This window comes from Cupriavidus oxalaticus, from assembly GCF_038900635.1.
Lineage (GTDB): Bacteria > Pseudomonadota > Gammaproteobacteria > Burkholderiales > Burkholderiaceae > Cupriavidus > Cupriavidus oxalaticus_B.
Genome location: NZ_JAYMRX010000014.1, coordinates 54,526 through 70,042, shown reverse-complemented (window position 1 = coordinate 70,042; position 15,517 = coordinate 54,526). Strand labels below are relative to the sequence as shown.

16 protein-coding genes and 1 pseudogene are annotated in these 15,517 nt (G+C 68.1%); 7 read left to right on the top strand and 10 right to left on the bottom strand.

Annotation, left to right across the window (positions count from 1 at the left end; genetic code table 11):
• Positions 1-21: 21 nt before the first annotated feature.
• On the bottom strand, positions 22-1,047 hold the full coding sequence (locus tag VSR71_RS21295) for a tyrosine-type recombinase/integrase (RefSeq protein WP_342915830.1): 1,026 nt from the start codon (positions 1,045-1,047) through the stop codon (positions 22-24).
• Positions 1,048-1,317: 270 nt separating this feature from the next.
• Here VSR71_RS21295 and VSR71_RS21290 point away from each other — a divergent pair, with 270 nt between their 5' ends.
• Both VSR71_RS21290 and VSR71_RS21285 read left to right on the top strand, forming a co-directional pair.
• Positions 1,318-1,749 (top strand): nuclear transport factor 2 family protein, encoded by a 432-nt coding sequence (locus VSR71_RS21290; protein WP_342915829.1) that lies wholly within the window; start codon positions 1,318-1,320, stop codon positions 1,747-1,749.
• 70 nt (positions 1,750-1,819) lie between these two features.
• Positions 1,820-2,815 carry a nitronate monooxygenase family protein gene (locus VSR71_RS21285; protein ID WP_342915828.1) on the top strand — a complete coding sequence of 332 codons (996 nt, stop codon included), beginning with the start codon at positions 1,820-1,822 and terminating at the stop codon, positions 2,813-2,815.
• A 73-nt stretch (positions 2,816-2,888) separates the two neighbouring features.
• Here the strand turns inward: VSR71_RS21285 and VSR71_RS21280 are convergent, their stop codons facing one another.
• Positions 2,889-3,449: a PadR family transcriptional regulator gene (locus VSR71_RS21280; RefSeq protein WP_342915827.1), complete on the bottom strand. Its 561-nt coding sequence runs from the start codon at positions 3,447-3,449 to the stop codon at positions 2,889-2,891.
• A gap of 348 nt (positions 3,450-3,797) precedes the next feature.
• Here VSR71_RS21280 and VSR71_RS21275 point away from each other — a divergent pair, with 348 nt between their 5' ends.
• A complete protein-coding gene (locus VSR71_RS21275; RefSeq protein ID WP_342915826.1) occupies positions 3,798-4,025 on the top strand; it encodes a hypothetical protein in 228 nt (75 codons plus the stop codon).
• Between the two features lie 119 nt (positions 4,026-4,144).
• On the opposite strand, the gene VSR71_RS21270 is transcribed toward VSR71_RS21275, so the two are convergent.
• Together VSR71_RS21270 and VSR71_RS21265 are read right to left on the bottom strand one after the other, a co-directional pair.
• Positions 4,145-5,284, bottom strand: a complete 1,140-nt coding sequence (locus VSR71_RS21270; protein ID WP_342915825.1) for a hypothetical protein — start codon at positions 5,282-5,284, stop codon at positions 4,145-4,147.
• Between the two features lie 85 nt (positions 5,285-5,369).
• On the bottom strand, positions 5,370-5,915 hold the full coding sequence (locus tag VSR71_RS21265; RefSeq protein ID WP_342915824.1) for a GNAT family N-acetyltransferase: 546 nt from the start codon (positions 5,913-5,915) through the stop codon (positions 5,370-5,372).
• Between the two features lie 248 nt (positions 5,916-6,163).
• Between VSR71_RS21265 and VSR71_RS21260 the strand changes: the two genes are divergently transcribed.
• Positions 6,164-6,400, top strand: coding sequence for a hypothetical protein (locus VSR71_RS21260; RefSeq protein ID WP_342915823.1), 237 nt, complete (start codon positions 6,164-6,166; stop codon positions 6,398-6,400).
• Positions 6,401-6,431: 31 nt separating this feature from the next.
• A pseudogene (locus VSR71_RS21255) lies at positions 6,432-6,527 on the top strand (LysR family transcriptional regulator); the annotation flags it as partial.
• Positions 6,528-6,556: 29 nt separating this feature from the next.
• Here VSR71_RS21255 and VSR71_RS21250 read toward each other — a convergent pair.
• The 5 genes from VSR71_RS21250 to VSR71_RS21230 form a co-directional block, all read right to left on the bottom strand.
• The gene (locus tag VSR71_RS21250; RefSeq protein ID WP_342915822.1) at positions 6,557-7,093 is read right to left on the bottom strand and encodes a DUF3016 domain-containing protein; all 537 of its coding nucleotides are present in this window, start codon (positions 7,091-7,093) and stop codon (positions 6,557-6,559) included.
• Positions 7,094-7,229: 136 nt separating this feature from the next.
• Positions 7,230-8,405, bottom strand: coding sequence for an L-rhamnonate dehydratase (locus tag VSR71_RS21245; protein WP_342915821.1), 1,176 nt, complete (start codon positions 8,403-8,405; stop codon positions 7,230-7,232).
• A gap of 90 nt (positions 8,406-8,495) precedes the next feature.
• A complete protein-coding gene (locus VSR71_RS21240) occupies positions 8,496-9,515 on the bottom strand; it encodes a 4-hydroxythreonine-4-phosphate dehydrogenase PdxA (RefSeq protein ID WP_342915820.1) in 1,020 nt (339 codons plus the stop codon).
• Positions 9,516-9,537: 22 nt separating this feature from the next.
• Positions 9,538-10,518 (bottom strand): tripartite tricarboxylate transporter substrate binding protein, encoded by a 981-nt coding sequence (locus VSR71_RS21235; protein ID WP_342915819.1) that lies wholly within the window; start codon positions 10,516-10,518, stop codon positions 9,538-9,540.
• 118 nt (positions 10,519-10,636) lie between these two features.
• Positions 10,637-11,584, bottom strand: a complete 948-nt coding sequence (locus tag VSR71_RS21230) for a LysR substrate-binding domain-containing protein (protein WP_342915818.1) — start codon at positions 11,582-11,584, stop codon at positions 10,637-10,639.
• Positions 11,585-11,727: 143 nt separating this feature from the next.
• Between VSR71_RS21230 and VSR71_RS21225 the strand changes: the two genes are divergently transcribed.
• Together VSR71_RS21225 and VSR71_RS21220 are read left to right on the top strand one after the other, a co-directional pair.
• A complete protein-coding gene (locus VSR71_RS21225) occupies positions 11,728-12,657 on the top strand; it encodes a dihydrodipicolinate synthase family protein (RefSeq protein ID WP_342915817.1) in 930 nt (309 codons plus the stop codon).
• A 241-nt stretch (positions 12,658-12,898) separates the two neighbouring features.
• Positions 12,899-14,473, top strand: a complete 1,575-nt coding sequence (locus tag VSR71_RS21220; protein WP_342915923.1) for an aldehyde dehydrogenase (NADP(+)) — start codon at positions 12,899-12,901, stop codon at positions 14,471-14,473.
• Here VSR71_RS21220 and VSR71_RS21215 read toward each other — a convergent pair.
• Positions 14,470-15,396: a LysR family transcriptional regulator gene (locus tag VSR71_RS21215; RefSeq protein ID WP_342915816.1), complete on the bottom strand. Its 927-nt coding sequence runs from the start codon at positions 15,394-15,396 to the stop codon at positions 14,470-14,472. The genes VSR71_RS21220 and VSR71_RS21215 overlap by 4 nt on opposite strands.
• Between the last annotated feature and the right edge of the window lie 121 nt (positions 15,397-15,517).

Sequence of the window (15,517 nt, the reverse complement as noted above, 5' to 3'; positions counted from 1 at the left end):
ACAAGCACGGCGACGCAGCACTCAGGGCTGTCTGTCGCTTGCCGGGATCACCAACCCCGCTCGTGCCTGCCAGGCCTCGTACGCGCCGCGCAGTCGCCAGCCCGATTCCAGGTCGCGCATGCCCAGGCATTGCGCGACCTCGGCCGGTGTCGTGCCGGCCTCGAAATGCATGGCCGCGCAGGTATTGCGCAAGGTCTGCGGCGAGGCCCGCTCATGGCGGCCGGCTAGCACGCCGGCTTCGTCGAGCAGGATTTCCACGCGCCGGTAGACCGAAGCCGCGTGCATCGGCCGGCCCGCCGGCATCGCCGGGAACAGCAGGCTGCCGAGCGTGCCCGACGCCTCGCGCAGCGCCAGCCACGCCCGCAGCGGGGCATGCGCAAGCGCGAACAGCGGCGCGGTATAGGCGCGGCCATTGTCCGGACGCACCATGCGCAGCGCCATTCGGCCAGGGGCACCGTCGTCGATGGCCTCCAGGCGCAGGGCGCGCGCTTCGCCCACCTTCAGCCCGCCACCCAGCAGTACCGCCAGCAAGGCGACATCGCGCGCGCGCTTCCATTGCGTCGGCGATGCCGCACGGCATTCCTCCGCCGTCGGCGGCACGCTTGCCGGCCCCAGGATGCGGGCCACCAGCAGGTCGCGCTCGCCCGGCAGCAGGAAGGCAGTGGGGTCGTTCTCGCCCTCGGCCAGGTGCGCGCGCACCGCCTGGCTTCCGGGGTTGTGCATGCCCTCGCGCAACTGGGAGAGATGGTGGAAAACCCGTTCGATCAGCCGCGCATAGCGGTAGCGATGCGACTTGTGCAACTGCTGGGCGTCGAGGAATTCGCCGATCTGCTCCGCCGACCAGCTCAGCGGCGGCAGTCCGCGCTCGGCCGACCAGCGCAGCAGCTTGCCCCACATGGCGCGGTACACCACGCTGGTGCCGTGCCGGAAGCCGTGCCGCGCCAGCCAGCCGTCGAAGGCGCGTTCGGGATGGGCGCGCCACGCGGCGAGGTCGGCATCGAACAGTGCAGCCTGGCCGGGTTGATGGACGGTCGACTTAGTGGTCACTGACTTCTCCTGCAGTGGCTTGCGGTTGCGGTGAGATCCGCCGGGTCGATGCCGCCTATTGTAGTCAAGCCGTCACTGCGGAGCGCCTTCCACTCGCGCCAGTTCAAAGCGCCGGCTTGCGCAGGGCAGCATCGCGTGCTACCTTTCGATTCACTATGCAACTGGTTGCATAAGACGAGAGCGCAACAAGAACACAACGCAGCCGCGCATGCCACGACCGCCCGGCCTGCATGGACCGCCTGACCGCCCTGGCCAATTAAGGAGACCACAGTGACCACCCAGCTGATTCCCGCAGCGCAGGCCTCACTCGACACCTGGCACCAGTTGATTGCCACCAATTCGATGGCCGGGCTGGACGCCATCGTCGCCGACGAAGTCGTATTCCGCTCGCCGGTCGCGCATACCGCCTACCCCGGCCGTGCCGCGATCGCGCTGGTGCTGACCACGGTGAACCAGGTGTTCCGCGACTTCCGCTACCACCGCAGCTTTGTCAGCGAGGACGGCCACAGCGTGGTGCTCGAGTTCAGCGCCACGGTCGATGGCAAGGCGCTCAAGGGCATCGACATGATCCGCTTTAACGACGCCGGCCATATTGCCGAATTCGAAGTAATGGTGCGCCCGCGCTCGGGACTGGAGGCGCTGGCCGCCGCCATGGGCGCGCTCCTCGCCAGCCAGAAGGACGTGCTGACCGGTGCCGCGTAAGCGGCCAAGCTGCCGAGCGCGCCCGCCAGATTCTTTTTTGCCTCACCGTACTACCCAGGAGACTTCACCCATGGCCCTCCCCGCCCTGCTGCAGAACCGGCTGTCGCTGCCGGTGGTCTGCTCGCCGCTGTTCATCATTTCCAACCCCGACCTGGTGATTGCCCAGTGCAAGGCCGGCGTGGTGGGCTCGTTCCCGGCGCTGAACGCGCGCCCTGCACCCAAGCTCGAAGAATGGCTGGACCGCATCACCACCGAGCTGGCCGAGCACAACGAGAAGCATCCGGACCGCCCGGCGGCGCCGTTCGCGGTCAACCAGATCGTGCACAAGTCCAACGACCGGCTCGAGCATGACCTGGAGCTGTGCGTGCGCTACAAGGTGCCGATCGTGATCACCTCGCTGGGCGCGCGCAAGGAAGTCAACGACGCGGTGCATTCGTACGGCGGCATCGTGCTGCACGACGTGATCAACAACACCTTTGCGCGCAAGGCCATCGAGAAAGGCGCCGACGGGCTGGTGGCGGTGGCTGCCGGCGCCGGCGGCCATGCCGGCACGCTGTCGCCGTTCGCGCTCCTGCACGAGATCCGCGAATGGTTCGATGGCCCGCTGCTGCTGTCGGGCGCGATCTCCAGCGGCGACGCCATCCTGGCCGCGCAGGCCGCCGGCGCCGACCTGGCCTACATCGGCTCGGCCTTCATCGCCACGCAGGAAGCCAACGCGCAGGACGGCTACAAGCAGATGATCGTCGACAGCAGCGCCGGCGATATCGTCTACTCCAACCTCTTTACCGGCGTGCACGGCAACTACCTGCGCGGCAGCATCGAGCGCGCGGGCCTGGATCCGGAGGCGCTGCCGCAGTCGGATCCGTCCAAGATGAACTTCGGCTCGGCCAGCGCGAAGGCGTGGAAGGATATCTGGGGCGCCGGCCAGGGCGTGGGCGCGATCAAGCGCGTGGTGCCGGCGGGCGAGCTGGTGCGGCGCTTTGCCGAGGAATATGCGCTGGCGCGCCGGCGCCTGGGGTTGGGCGAAGCCAGCCAGGCGGGTGCCCGCGCGGTCGACGTGGCCTGAGCCTGAACAATCCGCAACAAAAAACGCCGGCAGGGCAGTCGCCCGGGCCGGCGTTTTGCTCTGGCGCTGCGCGCTACGCAGGCGGGCGCTCCAGCAGCGGCAGCAGGTCTTCTCCCCACGCCACCCAGTCCTGCTCGAAGCGGATACCCCGGCGCAGCAGCGTATAGCGCAACTGCTGCGCGCGGTCCATGTCGGGCGCGGAGAAATCCTTGCGCTCGATTGCGAGGTAGGTTTCGAGCCGCGCCTGGTGGAGCGCGATCAGCCGGCGCATTTCTTCGCCCAGCCCGAGCGGCCCGATCGCGGCATCGGCACGCAGCTTGACCAGGATTTCCTCGCGCTGGTCGAGGCCGGCGCCGGGTGCCAGCACCCAGCGCACCAGTTCGTCGCGCCCGGCCGGCAGCACCCGGTAGACCTTCTTGCGATTCTTGCGGTCGGTGGCGCCCTCGTTTTCCGCCGTCTCGCTCTCGTCGGCCGCGATCCAGCCGCTGTCAGCCATGCGCCCCAGCTCGCGGTAGATCTGCTGGTGGGTGGCATGCCAGAAATAGCCGATGGAGCGGTCGAACCGGCGCGCCAGGTCATAACCGGACGACGGCTTTTCAAGCAGGGAAATCAACAAGGCGTGCTGGGTCGACATGCTTCTGGGCATTGGCCCGTCGGGGGCGGTTGAGGGTTCGGGAAATGCCATGCGGCCGAAGCGCCGGTCGTGCCGTGCCATGGGCCGCAAAAACTGGCGCTATGTTAGCGCAATGCCCCACGCTGCCGGCAAAGCGTGTATGCAAGCATCGCCGCAATCCGGCAATACTTGCAAGTGCGGACATATATTCGGCAAATCTGGCAGTTTCGAAATTTCTCGGCAGACAGAATTAAATAATGCTGAATGGCATTTTTGCGTTACCTGCCATACATTCCATACATTGAAACCCTGTGCGAGCAAGAAAGACCCGTCCCCGGCCGCACCATGCACCGAATCTGGAGTATGTCCATGACCGGAAAACCCATGCTTGCCGAAGAGCGCGACGTCGCCTGGGAGGCCGATGCCTGCGACCGCCGGCTCGGCCTGCTTCAGCCGCTGCGCGACAAGGCCCCGATCTACTACCGGCTGCCCGATACGCCTGACGGGCACCACATCAAGGAATACGCCAGCGGCCTGCGCCAGCTGGTACGTTTTGTCGGCGTCGAAGAACAGGTCGTCAAGTACAACCTGAGCTGACCGGACGCCGCGGTTTTTCCTGTGGTTGTCTCCTCCGAGCCCGATCCTGCGGGCAGGGACTTGAACCCGCGATTTCCGCGGGTTTTTTCTTGCCGTGGCGGTATCCGGGTGCTCCCGCCTCAGAGCTGCGGCGCACGACAGGCCGCGCCACCGGCATTGGCGGCTTCAGGCATGCCGAACACGGCCAGCGCCCCGCACTGCGAACCGAACATGCGCGCCTGGTCGTGCCCCACGCCCACCACTTCATGCGCCTGGTGCCGGATCACCAGGCCCGGGCTGGCCAGGTAGCGCTCGTAGCGCAGGTAGCCACGCGCCCGCTGCAGCCGCGTCGGGCCCTCGGCCTCGGCGCCGCAGGCCTTGTCGAGCACGCGGTGGTTGGGATCGTTGTCCTCGGTGCCGGCGAGATAGGTCACCTGGCGCCCGGCATAGCGCTTGTACAGCGCCATGCCGTCGGCACCTTTCGCGTACGGCACCATGTCCTGCACGCCGTAGCGGTACTTGTCGTAGTCCGGGCAAAGGGCCTTGTCATACGGCGCGAACGACTTGCCATCGGCGCCGGCCGGCCGCACCGGCGTGAAATACAGATAGGACGACGGGTTGGCCACGACGTAGCGCAGGTCGATGCCGCCCGCGCGGATGCGCTCGTCGACATTGTTCAGCACCGCGTAGCGGTGCACGATCTGGGCGCCGCCGGAATGGCCGGCCACCGTCACCTTGCCGACCAGCGGCAGCCGCGCCTTGTCGGTGACGAAGGCAAGCAGGTCGTCCAGCACCTGCAGCGAACTGACGCGCGCCGGGCCGTCGACCGCGTCCTCGCCGCTGAGCCAGCCCTGCACCGACCAGTGCGGCATGCCGGTGAATCCCTTCTTCTGATCGGGCGTGCCGGGGAAATTCGGCGCGAGCAGCAGCACTTCGTCGGGCTTGCGGCCGCTGGCCTTCAGCAGCTCGGCGCCGGCGGCATAGTAGTCATCGCCGTTGCGCTGCAGGCCATGCTGGACGAACACGACTTCGCGGATGCGCGACAGGTCGCCGTCGAGCCGGTGGCTGGCATAGACCGGGAAGTCATAGCCGGCGCCTGCGCCAAGATGCACGCGCTGCCAGTGCGCGGCCGCCGCGGCATCGGCAGGCTTGGCCGCGGCGGGCGGCACTGCGGTCGTGCCGGCGCAGCCGGCCAGGACCACAGCCATCGCGGCTGCGGCCAGGGCCCGGGACAGGCGCGAACAGGCGGGTTGCGGCAAGCTGGCGGTCGACAGGATCATGGCTGGGCGTCTCCGGTTGGCATGCCGGCGATGGTAGGCCAGTGGCAAGCGGTTCGGCAATGCCTGCCGCGCCCGCCATATAGCGTTACGCCAGCCGCCTGGCCAGCGCCGCCACGTCGGGCCAGGTCACGCGCCGCACCATGACGCGCAGGCCAGGCCCGTGGAAGTCGTCCTCGAACGGTTCCGATGCCTCGCCGCCCAGCCGCTGATAGAACTCGCGCGCCTGCGTATTGGCCTCGAGCACATAGAGGAACAGCGGCTGCCCCGGCCAGCGCTGCGCCACGCGCTGCACGCAATGCGCCAGCAGCCGCTTGCCCACTCCCTGGCCATGGAAGGCCGGCAGGACATGCAGATTGTCCAGGTAGATGCCGAATTGGGGCTCGGCCTCGGGCAACAGGCAGGCAAAGCCGGCGGCCACGCCATCGACCAGCGCCAGCGTGGCCTCCACGGGGCCATCCGCGCCCTCATGCAGGCGCGCCCGCCAGGCCGCCAGCCGCTCCGGATAGGCCTGCTCGCGCAGGTACGCGTCTGGCAGCATGCCGGGATAGGTGTGCTGCCAGCTGGCGGTGTGCATGGCTGCGAGCCGGTCGGCATCGGCGGCGGTGGCGGGAATCAGCGCGATATCAGGCATGGGGAGGCGAGACGGGACGGGAAAGGCACAGCGGAATCAGCATCGAGCGGCAAGGCGCGAGGCGCCCGAAGCCCGACCGTACGAGTAGCGCCCATTGTGCCTGCGCCATGCCAAAGCTTGCAAAAGGCGGAGGAAGGGATTGCAATCGTGGACCCCGGACACTCCGCCTCCCACTGCCTGCAGCCGCGGCAGCGGGAACGAAGGTTGCAGCAACCAGGCACAACCCGGCGCACGCAAAAGGAAGTCTTATGTACATGGTCTACTGGTCCGAAGCCCACGGCACCGGACTTACGCCGCACGCGCAGTCGTTTCCGAGCGACGCGATGCGCGAGGCGCTGCACTTCACCGAAGCGCTGCGCCAGCGCCAGCATGCGGGCGAGCCGGTGAGCTTTGTCACGCTGTGCTCGGAAAACCCCGACTCGGTCGGCCGCGCCGGCGCGGCGGACCCGCCGCCCGACTATGAGTGGAAGAAGCGGCGGCCGTGACGCCGGCGCTCAGGCACCGGCCTGCGCTGCACTGCCGATGGCCATGCCCTGCCATATGGACGACTTCGGCCTGATCACGCCGACCGACCGGCTGATGTCGCCCGCCGCGCTGCTGGTCGCGGCAGCACATCTACGGCCAGTAGTGCGATTGTCAGGTCATCCGTGGCCCGTCTGGCGCGCCGCGATCCGGCGGGTCACGGCCTCGTCGAACCAGCGGTCCATCATGGCCTTTTCGTAGCGCAGCCTGTCGGTGGGATCGTAGATGTTGACGCCGAAATTGAAAGTCTGGTCGGCGATACGCTGTTCGCCGCTGCCGATCACGGCACCGTCGCTGCCGCGCAGTTCGTAGCGCAGCGTCATGTGCGGCCAGGTGACATCGCGCACGATGCGCACGTCGTAGGCTTGCCTGCGCCACGGCTCGAAATGCCCGGCGAGGTCGACGTCGAGCACTTCAATGCTCAGCGCATAGCCCTGCGGCAGGTAGCGGGCCGCCAGCTTGTCGAAATGGCGGCGGATATCGTTCATCACCTGCGCCCGCTCCTTGTCGCTGCCGTAGTCGCTGCGGTACGCGGCGTCGGTATAGGTCTCCGGATGGACGAAGGTAAGTGACAGGGTGCCGGCGGGCGGCGCGGCAAGGGCGCTCAGGGCGAGCGGCGCCGCGCAGACGGCCAGCAGACGGAGGGATCTGGCCATGGCGAACTCCAGGACGAGCTTTTTCGCCTCTTGATTCTAGTCCGGCAAATGCCAGCGGGCGTGGGTTGCCATGGTCGGCAGATGCCGCATCCGGTACAAACGGGCGCCGGCGTGATCGGCGCCCGTTGCCGCCCCATCAGCCGATGATGTTGAACTGGCTGAAATATTCCTCGTTCAGTTCCAGCCCCAGTCCCGGCAGGTTGTCGTCAAGCTGCAGGTAGCCGTTGTCCGGCGCCGGGTCGCCCTTGAAGATGTAGTAGAACAGCTCGTTGCCGACCTCGACGTCGTGCACCGGGAAGTACTCCGACATCGGCGAAGCGGTCGACGCCATGGTCAGGTGGTAGTTGTGCATCTGCCCGGCGTGCGGGATCACCGGCACCGACCAGGCCTCGGCCATCGCGTTGATCTTCTGCGCCGCGGTGATGCCGCCGACGCGGTTGGTGTCGTACTGGATCACATCGACAGCGCGGCGCTCCAGCAGGTCCTTGAAGCCGTACGAAGTGAACTCGTGCTCGCCGCCGGAGATCGGGAACGGGCTCGCCTTCTTCAGTTCGACATAGCCTTCGATATCGTCGGCGATCACCGGCTCTTCCAGCCAGCGGGGGTTGAACTCCGCCAGGCGCGGCAGCATGCGGCGCGCGTATTCCAGCGTCCAGCCCATGTAGCACTCCAGCATGATGTCGACGCCGTCGCCGACCAGCTCGCGCAGCAACCGCACCTGCTCGATGTTCTTCCGCATGCCGGCGGGGCCGTCCTTGGGGCCGTAGCCGAAGCGCATCTTCATCGCGGTAAAGCCCTGGTCAAGGTAGCCTTGCGCTTCGGCCAGGAAGGCATCGCGGTCGTCGTTCTTGTACAGCTTGGAGGCATAGCACCAGATCTTTTCCTTGGTGCGCCCGCCCAGCAGCTTGAACACCGGCTTGCCCACGGCCTTGCCCATCAGGTCCCACAGCGCGATATCGACCGCCGAGATCGCCGCCATGCCGATGCCCTTGCGGCCCCAGGCGTGGGTGCGGCGGTACATCTTCTGCCACAGGTATTCGTTGTCGAAGGGATCCCGGCCGATCACCACCGGCGCCAGGTACTCGTCGACGATCTGCTTGGCCACGCGCGGGGCCAGCGCGCAGTTGCCGATGCCGACCAGGCCGGTATCGGTCTCGATCTCGACCACCATCCAGCCGTGAAAGCGGAACGAGCCCATGGCGTCGCCGCGCTCGAACAGGATGTCGGTGGCGTTGGTGCAGAAGTGCGCCTGCGGCGGCACGGTCTTGCCCTTCCATTCGAAGACGCGGGCGCGGACGTTGGTGATCTTCATGTTCAGCTCCTGATGGCAATGCGTTGGCGCGAACGCTCCCCGGCCGCGCCGGGGGCGGTCATGCTGGATCCGGTATGGATGGACGAGTGGCTAGGCGTTGGCGGCGGCGCGCCGTTGCGCACCCATGCGGCAGGCGATCTGGAACGCCTGCTGCGTGGCGCCGGGATCGGCGCGGCCCTGCTGCGCGATATCGAACGCGGTGCCGTGCGCCGGTGTGGTGATTGGCACCGGCAGCCCGCCCTGCACCGTCACGCCGCGCGAGAAGCCCATCAGCTTGATGCCGATCTGCCCCTGGTCGTGGTACATGGTGACGATGGCGTCGAACTGCCGCTGCGACGGGCCGCCCTGCACCTTCAGGAAGATGGTGTCGGCCGGGAACGGGCCTTCGGCATTCACGCCGCGCCCGCGCGCCGCAGCGACGGCCGGGGCGATCACGTCAATCTCCTCGCGGCCGAAGGCGCCGTTGTCGCCGTTGTGCGGGTTCAGGCCGCACACGGCGATACGCGGGCTCGCCATGCCGGCGCGGCGCAGCGCCTGGTCGATCAGGTCGATGGCGGCGCCGACGCGTTCCGGCGTGATCATCGCCGGCACGTCCTTGAGCGCCACGTGCGAGGTCACACGCGAAGTCCACAGGCCGTCGAGCACGTTGAATTCGCAGAAATTGCCGTGGTAGCCGAGTTGCTCGGCAAACCAGTGCAGCTCGTCGCTGTGGTCCATGCCCGCGGCGTGCAGCGAGCTCTTGTTGAGCGGCCCGAACAGGATCGAGTCTGCCTGGCCCGACTGCGCCAGCCCCAGCGCCAGCGACAGCGTGCCCAGGCTGTAGCGGCCGCCCTCGGCGCTGGACGCGCCGCGCGGATAGGCGGGCTTGCCGTCCAGTTCCCAGTGGTAGAGGCGCGGCGCGCCTGGCGCGAACGCGAGGGTATCGGTCTCGGCCAGCGCCAGCTCGACGCCTGCCACCTGCATGCCGCGGCGCCATTCGTCGCGGTCGGCGATCAGCAGGATGTCGGCCTGTTCGCTGGTGGCCGGGTCGGCCAGCAGGCACGCGATCAGTTCGGGGCCGATGCCGGCGGGATCGCCCAGCACCATCGCGATTCGTGGACGTGAAGTCATGAAATTCTCTTGAAATGCAGGCTCAGTCGAGCTTGACGCCAAGCTCGACGATCAGCTTGCCATAGCGCGCGTACTCGGCGCGCGAGAAGGCATCAAACTGCGCGGCGGTCAGCGTGCCGGGTACGGCGCCAACGTCCGCCAGCTTGCGCACGGTATCCGGATCCTTGATCACGGTCGACAGCGCGGTGCCCAGCTTCTGCAGCGTGGCCGGCGGCGTGCCGGCCGGCGCGTAGACGCCGTACCAGGCATTCATCTGGATGCCTGGTACGCCAGCCTCGGCCAGTGTCGGCACGTTCGGCAGCAGCGCCGAGCGCTTGTCCGCGGTCACCGCCAGCGCGCGCAGCTTGCCGGCCTTGATATGGTTGATCACCGACGGCATGGTCTCGAAGCTCATGTCCACCTGGCCGCCCATCAGGTCGACCAGCGCACTGCTGCTGCTCTTGTACGGCACGTGCAGCAGCTTGCCCTGGATCTGGCGCGCAAACGCGGCGCCGGCCAGGTGCTGGGTGCTGCCGACGCCCGACGAGCTGAAGCGGAACTTGTCCGGGCTGGCCTGGATCTGTGCCACCAACGCCTTGACGTCGCGCGCCTGCACCTGGTTGTTGACCACCAGCACATTGGGCACCGACGACACCAGCGCCACCGGCGCCAGGTCCTTGAGCGGATCGAACTGCAGCTTGAGCAGGTGCGGCGCGATCGCCTGCGAGGTGACCACGCCCATCAGCAGCGTGTTACCGTCCGGTGCGGCCTTGGCGGTGATGTCCGCGGCGATGGTATTGGACGCGCCGGGGCGGTTGTCGACCATGACGGGCTGCTTCAACTGTGCGGCGAGCTTGTCGGAGACGATGCGCGCCATCACGTCGGTGCCGCCGCCGGGCGCGGCGCCCACCATCAGACGCACCGGCCGGGTGTCCTGCGCCCAGGCGCTGGTCGTCACTGCAGCGGCCACCGTGGCCAGGCCGGCAAGTGCGCCGGCAAATGCGCCGGCAATCCGTGTCTTCATCGCTGTCTCCGTTTTGCTGTCCGGCTCTGGTGGCGCGGATGAGCAGACTATATGGGCAGCAGCGATTCGCCACTACTGACGTTTTTTGAACTGGCGATCACCTGGGGTTATACCTTGGTTATTCCGATAATGCCGGTCTCCCCGCCTGCGCTTTCAGGATCGCCACCAGCTGCCGCGCGGAAGCCGACAAGGCGCCGCCGCGCCGCGTGACGATGCCGAAGGTCTGCTGGCGCGATTGCAGGTGCACGGGCAGGATGCGCAGCATCTTCTGGCGCACGAACAGCTGCGCCACGCTGGTCGGCAGCAGCGACACCAGCCCGGGATCGCGCTGGAGCATCGCCACGGTGATCAGCGCCGACGATGTGGAGATTGCATTGGCGGGAAAGCTGACGCCCGCATGGTCCAGTTCGCGCTGCAGCAGCGCATGCATCGGCATGTGCCCCGCGTAAGTGATCCAGCGATAACCGGCTAGATCAGCAAAGTCCATCGCCCGCGCCCGCGACGCGGGATGGAGGTGGCCAACCACCACGGACACCTGCTCGTCGCCCAGCGGGTGGTAGTGGTACTTGCCGGGTTCGTCGCTGACCAGCGAGCGGCCGAGCACGAGGTCAAGATGTCCGTCGTCGAGCTGGCCGAGCAGGCGCAGGCTGATGTCCTCGATGATCTCGAGCGCGAGCCCCGGATGCGCCTGCCGCAATTGCTCGAGCGCCGGCACCAGCACATCCGGCACCGCGCCCATGATCACGCCGACGGCGACGCGCCCGCCGCTGCCCGCACGGATTCCGGCCACTTCCTCGCACATCGCGCCCAGGTCCGTCACCAGCTGCCGTGCATGGCGGATCACGCAATGGCCGAAGGCGTTGGGGCGCATGCCGCGTCTGGAGCGCTCGAACAGCGGCGCTTCCAGCATGCTTTCGAGCTCCTGCAGCGACTTGCTGGCGGCCGACTGGGTCATTGCCATTGCGGCCGCGGCCTGGTGCAGCGACTGGTGCTCGTCCAGCGCGATCAGCAGTTGCAGCTGCTTCATGCGCAGGCGGCCGGTGAGAGTGTCCAGGGTGGATTTCATGCTGGGACGTAGTGAGTCGTAAAAGCGATCACCAGATGGAAAGGTTTCAATATACAGCCCCGCTGCCCGGCTCGTATATTGGCCCGACCCGATTGACTGCCCAGAACCCAGGCTGGCCGCGTGCCAGTTGCAAGGAGGAGACCATGACCCGATCCCAGGCGCCCGTCTACCGCGGCGTATTCCCGGTCGCGCCGACCATTTTCGACGAGCACGGCGGCCTCGACCTCGACGGCCAGCGCCGCTGCATCGATTTCATGATCGATGCCGGCTCGCACGGCCTCTGCATCCTGGCCAACTTCTCCGAGCAGTTCGTGCTGACCGACGACGAGCGCAACGTGCTGATGAAGACCGTGCTCGAGCACGTGGACGGCCGCGTGCCGGTGATCGTCACCACCACGCATTTCAGTTCGCGCATCTGCGCCGAGCGCAGCCGCGCCGCGCAGGACGCCGGCGCCGCCATGGTGATGGTGATGCCGCCTTACCACGGCGCCACCATCCGTGTGCCCGAGCGCGGCATCTACGACTTCTTCGCCACGGTCTCCGATGCCATCGATATCCCCATCATGATCCAGGACGCGCCGGTGAGCGGCACCACGCTGTCCGCGCCCTTCCTCGCCCGCATGGCGCGCGAACTGGCCAATGTCTCGTACTTCAAGATCGAAGTGCCGCAGGCCGCGGCCAAGCTGCGCGAACTGATCGAGCTGGGCGGCGACGCCATCGTCGGCCCGTGGGACGGCGAAGAGGCCATCACGCTGATGGCAGACCTGGAAGCCGGCGCCACCGGCGCGATGACCGGCGCGGGCTTCCCGGACGGCATCCGCCAGATCCTGGATGCGTGGCAGGCCGGCGACGCCGAGCTGGCGGCGCAGCGCTATCAGCAGTGGCTGCCGCTGATCAACTACGAGAACCGGCAAGGGTGGCTGGCGACCAGCAAGGTGTTGATGAAGGAAGGCGGGGTGATTGCGTCGGACGCGGTAAGGCATCCGCTGCAGCCGATGCATCCGGCCACGCGCGAGGGGCTGCTGAAGGTGGCACGGCGAGTGGATCCGCTGGTGTTGCGGTGGGGGCGCTGAAAGCGCGCATTGATTTGGCAGCGCCTCGCATCGAGAAGCGCTTGCCCTCACCCCCGGCCCCTCTCCCGCAAGCGGGAGAGGGGCGCAAACCAGCGAGCGTTGTGTTGCCAGCTGTGTGCCCCCTCTCCCGCTTGCGGGAGAGGGCCGGGGTGAGGGCCGGAGCCTCCACGAAGTCGCGACATTTCGCCATGGCACTACTCCTGCAAACGCCATGACCAACCACTCTTTCCCAAGTCCCAACATGGCCCTCACCGGCAACCTCCTGATCGGCCGCCAATCCATCCGCGGCACGCACGGCACCCTGCACGCCATCGACGCCGCTACCGGCGCCACGCTTGAACCCGCGTTCGGCGGGGCCACGCCGGCACAGCTCGACCAAGCCTGCGCGCTGGCATGGCAGGCCTTCGACTCCTATCGCGAAATCGCACCGGCCCGGCGCGCCGACTTCCTCGAGGCCATCGCCGGCAACATCCTGGCACTGGGCGACGCGCTGATCGAGCGCTGCGCCAGCGAATCGGGCCTGCCGCGCGTCCGCATCGAAGGCGAGCGCGGGCGCACCGTGGGCCAGCTGCGGCTGTTCGCCGGCATGCTGCGCCAAGGCGATTTCCTGGAGCTGCGCGTCGACCCGGGACAGCCCGAACGCCAGCCGCTGCCGCGCCCCGACCTGCGCCTGCGCCATATCCCGCTGGGCCCGGTCGCGGTGTTCGGCGCCAGCAACTTTCCGCTGGCGTTCTCGGTGGCGGGCGGCGATACCGCATCGGCGCTGGCCGCCGGCTGCCCCGTCATTGTCAAGGCGCATCCGGCGCACCCCGGCACCTCCGAACTGGTCGGCCGCGCCATCCAGAAGGCCGTGGCGGACCTGGGCCTGCCCGAAGGCACGTTCTCGCTGCTCTTCGACACCGGGTTGGAAATCGGCCAGGGCCTGGTGGCGGACCGGCGCATCAAGGCCGTCGGCTTCACCGGCTCGCGCGCCGGCGGCCAGGCGCTGATGGCGATCGCCGCGGCGCGCCCGGAGCCGATTCCCGTGTATGCGGAGATGAGCAGCATCAATCCGGTGCTGCTGTTCCCGCATGCGCTGGCCAGCCGCGCGCAAGCCATCGGCACGGCGTTCGCCAGCTCGCTGACGCTCGGCGCCGGACAGTTCTGCACCAATCCCGGACTGGTTCTGGCGATGGAAAGCGCAGGCCTGGACCAGTTCCTGGAAGCCGCGGCGGCAAGCCTGGCGGACATCGGCGCACAGAGCATGCTGACCGCCGGCATCCTGCGCGCCTACTGCAACGGCGTCGGCACGCTCGCGCAGCATCCGCAGGTACAGCTGGTGGCGCGCGGCAAGGCAGGCAGCGCGCGGCAAGGGCAGGCGGCGCTGTTCAGCACCAGCGCCGAGGCCTTCCTGGCCGACCAGACGCTGCGCCACGAAGTCTTTGGCGCGTCGTCGCTGGTGGTGCGCTGCCGCGATGCGGCGGAAATGCGGCGCGTGGTCGAATCGCTTGAGGGCCAGCTTACCGCGGCGCTGCATATCGATCCCGCCGACCATGACACCGCGCGCGCGCTGCTGCCCGCGCTGGAGCGCCTGGCGGGCCGGATCCTGGTCAATGGCTTCGGCACCGGCGTGGAAGTCGGACACGCCATGGTCCACGGCGGCCCCTGGCCGGCCACGTCGGATGGCCGCTCGACTTCGGTCGGCAGCCTCGCCATCGCGCGCTTCGTGCGACCGGTCAGCTACCAGGACATGCCGGCTGAACTGCTGCCCGCGTCGCTGCGCCCCGACGGCGAGCAGCGCCACGCCTGGCGCCTCGACGGCAAGCCGCAGCGCTAGCGCGACAGCGCCCGCAGCGCATCGATCAGCAGGCTCATCGATGCGGTCGGCGGGCGCCCGCGCCGCGTGACGATGCCGTACGGTCCCAGCTTGCGCGGCAGCGGCAACGGCAGCACCGCCAGCGCGCCGAGGCGGCCGTAATACGCCGCCACCGACTCAGGCAGCACCGCGATCAGTTCGCTGTCGGCCAGCAGCGACGTGGTCATCAGCACCGCTGCCGTCTCGATGGTCGACGGCGGCGCCGGCACGCCGGCATCTTCGAACGAGCGGTCGATCAGCGCGCGCATCGGGCTGGGCCGTGGCTGCATGATCCACGGGTAGCGGGTCAGCTCCGCGAACGTCAGCTTGCGCCGCCGCGACAGCGGGTGCTGCGGTCCGACCACGATCGCCAGCCCCTCGTCGCCAAGCTGCTCGAACTCGAGGCCGCTGCTGTCCCAGCCATCAGGCACGCGGCCCAGCACGATATCGAGCTGGTCGCGCTCCAGCAGCGGCACCAGCAGGTCGCTGGTCTCCACCTGCACCGCCACCTCCAGCCGCGGATGATCGCGGTTCAGCCGCCGGATCACGTCGGCGAGCAGGCCCGGCGTCGGCGCCATCACCGCGCCGACCCGCACGCGCCCGATCTTGCCCGACTCAAGCGCCACCAGCTCGTCGCGCAAGCCATCCATGTCGGCAAACACCAGCCGGGCATAGCGCGTGGCCGCCATCCCGAAGCGCGTCGCACGCAGCCCGCGCGCATGGCGCTCGAACAACGGCACGCCCAGCAGGTCTTCCATGTCCTGCAACATCTTGCTGACCGCGGGCTGCGTCAACGTCAGCGCTTCGGCGGCTTGCCGCAGCGAGCCGCGCTCCTCCACCGCCAGCAGCAGGCGCAGGTGTTGCATTTTCAGGCGGCCGTGCAGGGTGCTGACGGGTGGGATCATGGGGTGGAACGACGGGCAGAAGTGCATGACGGCAGGCTTTTGCCTGCGATCACAAATTCTTATCGCTTCGCCCCGGATGGTCAAGCCGGAGATATCGCTGCAATGCCCGCGCCCGAACTTC

What these genes read in the sequence shown, in the direction of transcription:
- VSR71_RS21235 (WP_342915819.1), bottom strand. Translation starts at nt 10,518, where the DNA reads ATGAAGACACGGATTGCCGGCGCATTTGCCGGCGCACTTGCCGGCCTG.
- VSR71_RS21220 (WP_342915923.1), top strand. Translation starts at nt 12,899, where the DNA reads ATGGCCCTCACCGGCAACCTCCTGATCGGCCGCCAATCCATCCGCGGC.
- VSR71_RS21285 (WP_342915828.1), top strand. Translation starts at nt 1,820, where the DNA reads ATGGCCCTCCCCGCCCTGCTGCAGAACCGGCTGTCGCTGCCGGTGGTC.
- VSR71_RS21240 (WP_342915820.1), bottom strand. Translation starts at nt 9,515, where the DNA reads ATGACTTCACGTCCACGAATCGCGATGGTGCTGGGCGATCCCGCCGGC.
- VSR71_RS21275 (WP_342915826.1), top strand. Translation starts at nt 3,798, where the DNA reads ATGACCGGAAAACCCATGCTTGCCGAAGAGCGCGACGTCGCCTGGGAG.
- VSR71_RS21280 (WP_342915827.1), bottom strand. Translation starts at nt 3,449, where the DNA reads ATGTCGACCCAGCACGCCTTGTTGATTTCCCTGCTTGAAAAGCCGTCG.
- VSR71_RS21225 (WP_342915817.1), top strand. Translation starts at nt 11,728, where the DNA reads ATGACCCGATCCCAGGCGCCCGTCTACCGCGGCGTATTCCCGGTCGCG.
- VSR71_RS21245 (WP_342915821.1), bottom strand. Translation starts at nt 8,405, where the DNA reads ATGAAGATCACCAACGTCCGCGCCCGCGTCTTCGAATGGAAGGGCAAG.
- VSR71_RS21260 (WP_342915823.1), top strand. Translation starts at nt 6,164, where the DNA reads ATGTACATGGTCTACTGGTCCGAAGCCCACGGCACCGGACTTACGCCG.
- VSR71_RS21250 (WP_342915822.1), bottom strand. Translation starts at nt 7,093, where the DNA reads ATGGCCAGATCCCTCCGTCTGCTGGCCGTCTGCGCGGCGCCGCTCGCC.
- VSR71_RS21230 (WP_342915818.1), bottom strand. Translation starts at nt 11,584, where the DNA reads ATGAAATCCACCCTGGACACTCTCACCGGCCGCCTGCGCATGAAGCAG.
- VSR71_RS21265 (WP_342915824.1), bottom strand. Translation starts at nt 5,915, where the DNA reads ATGCCTGATATCGCGCTGATTCCCGCCACCGCCGCCGATGCCGACCGG.
- VSR71_RS21215 (WP_342915816.1), bottom strand. Translation starts at nt 15,396, where the DNA reads ATGATCCCACCCGTCAGCACCCTGCACGGCCGCCTGAAAATGCAACAC.
- VSR71_RS21270 (WP_342915825.1), bottom strand. Translation starts at nt 5,284, where the DNA reads ATGATCCTGTCGACCGCCAGCTTGCCGCAACCCGCCTGTTCGCGCCTG.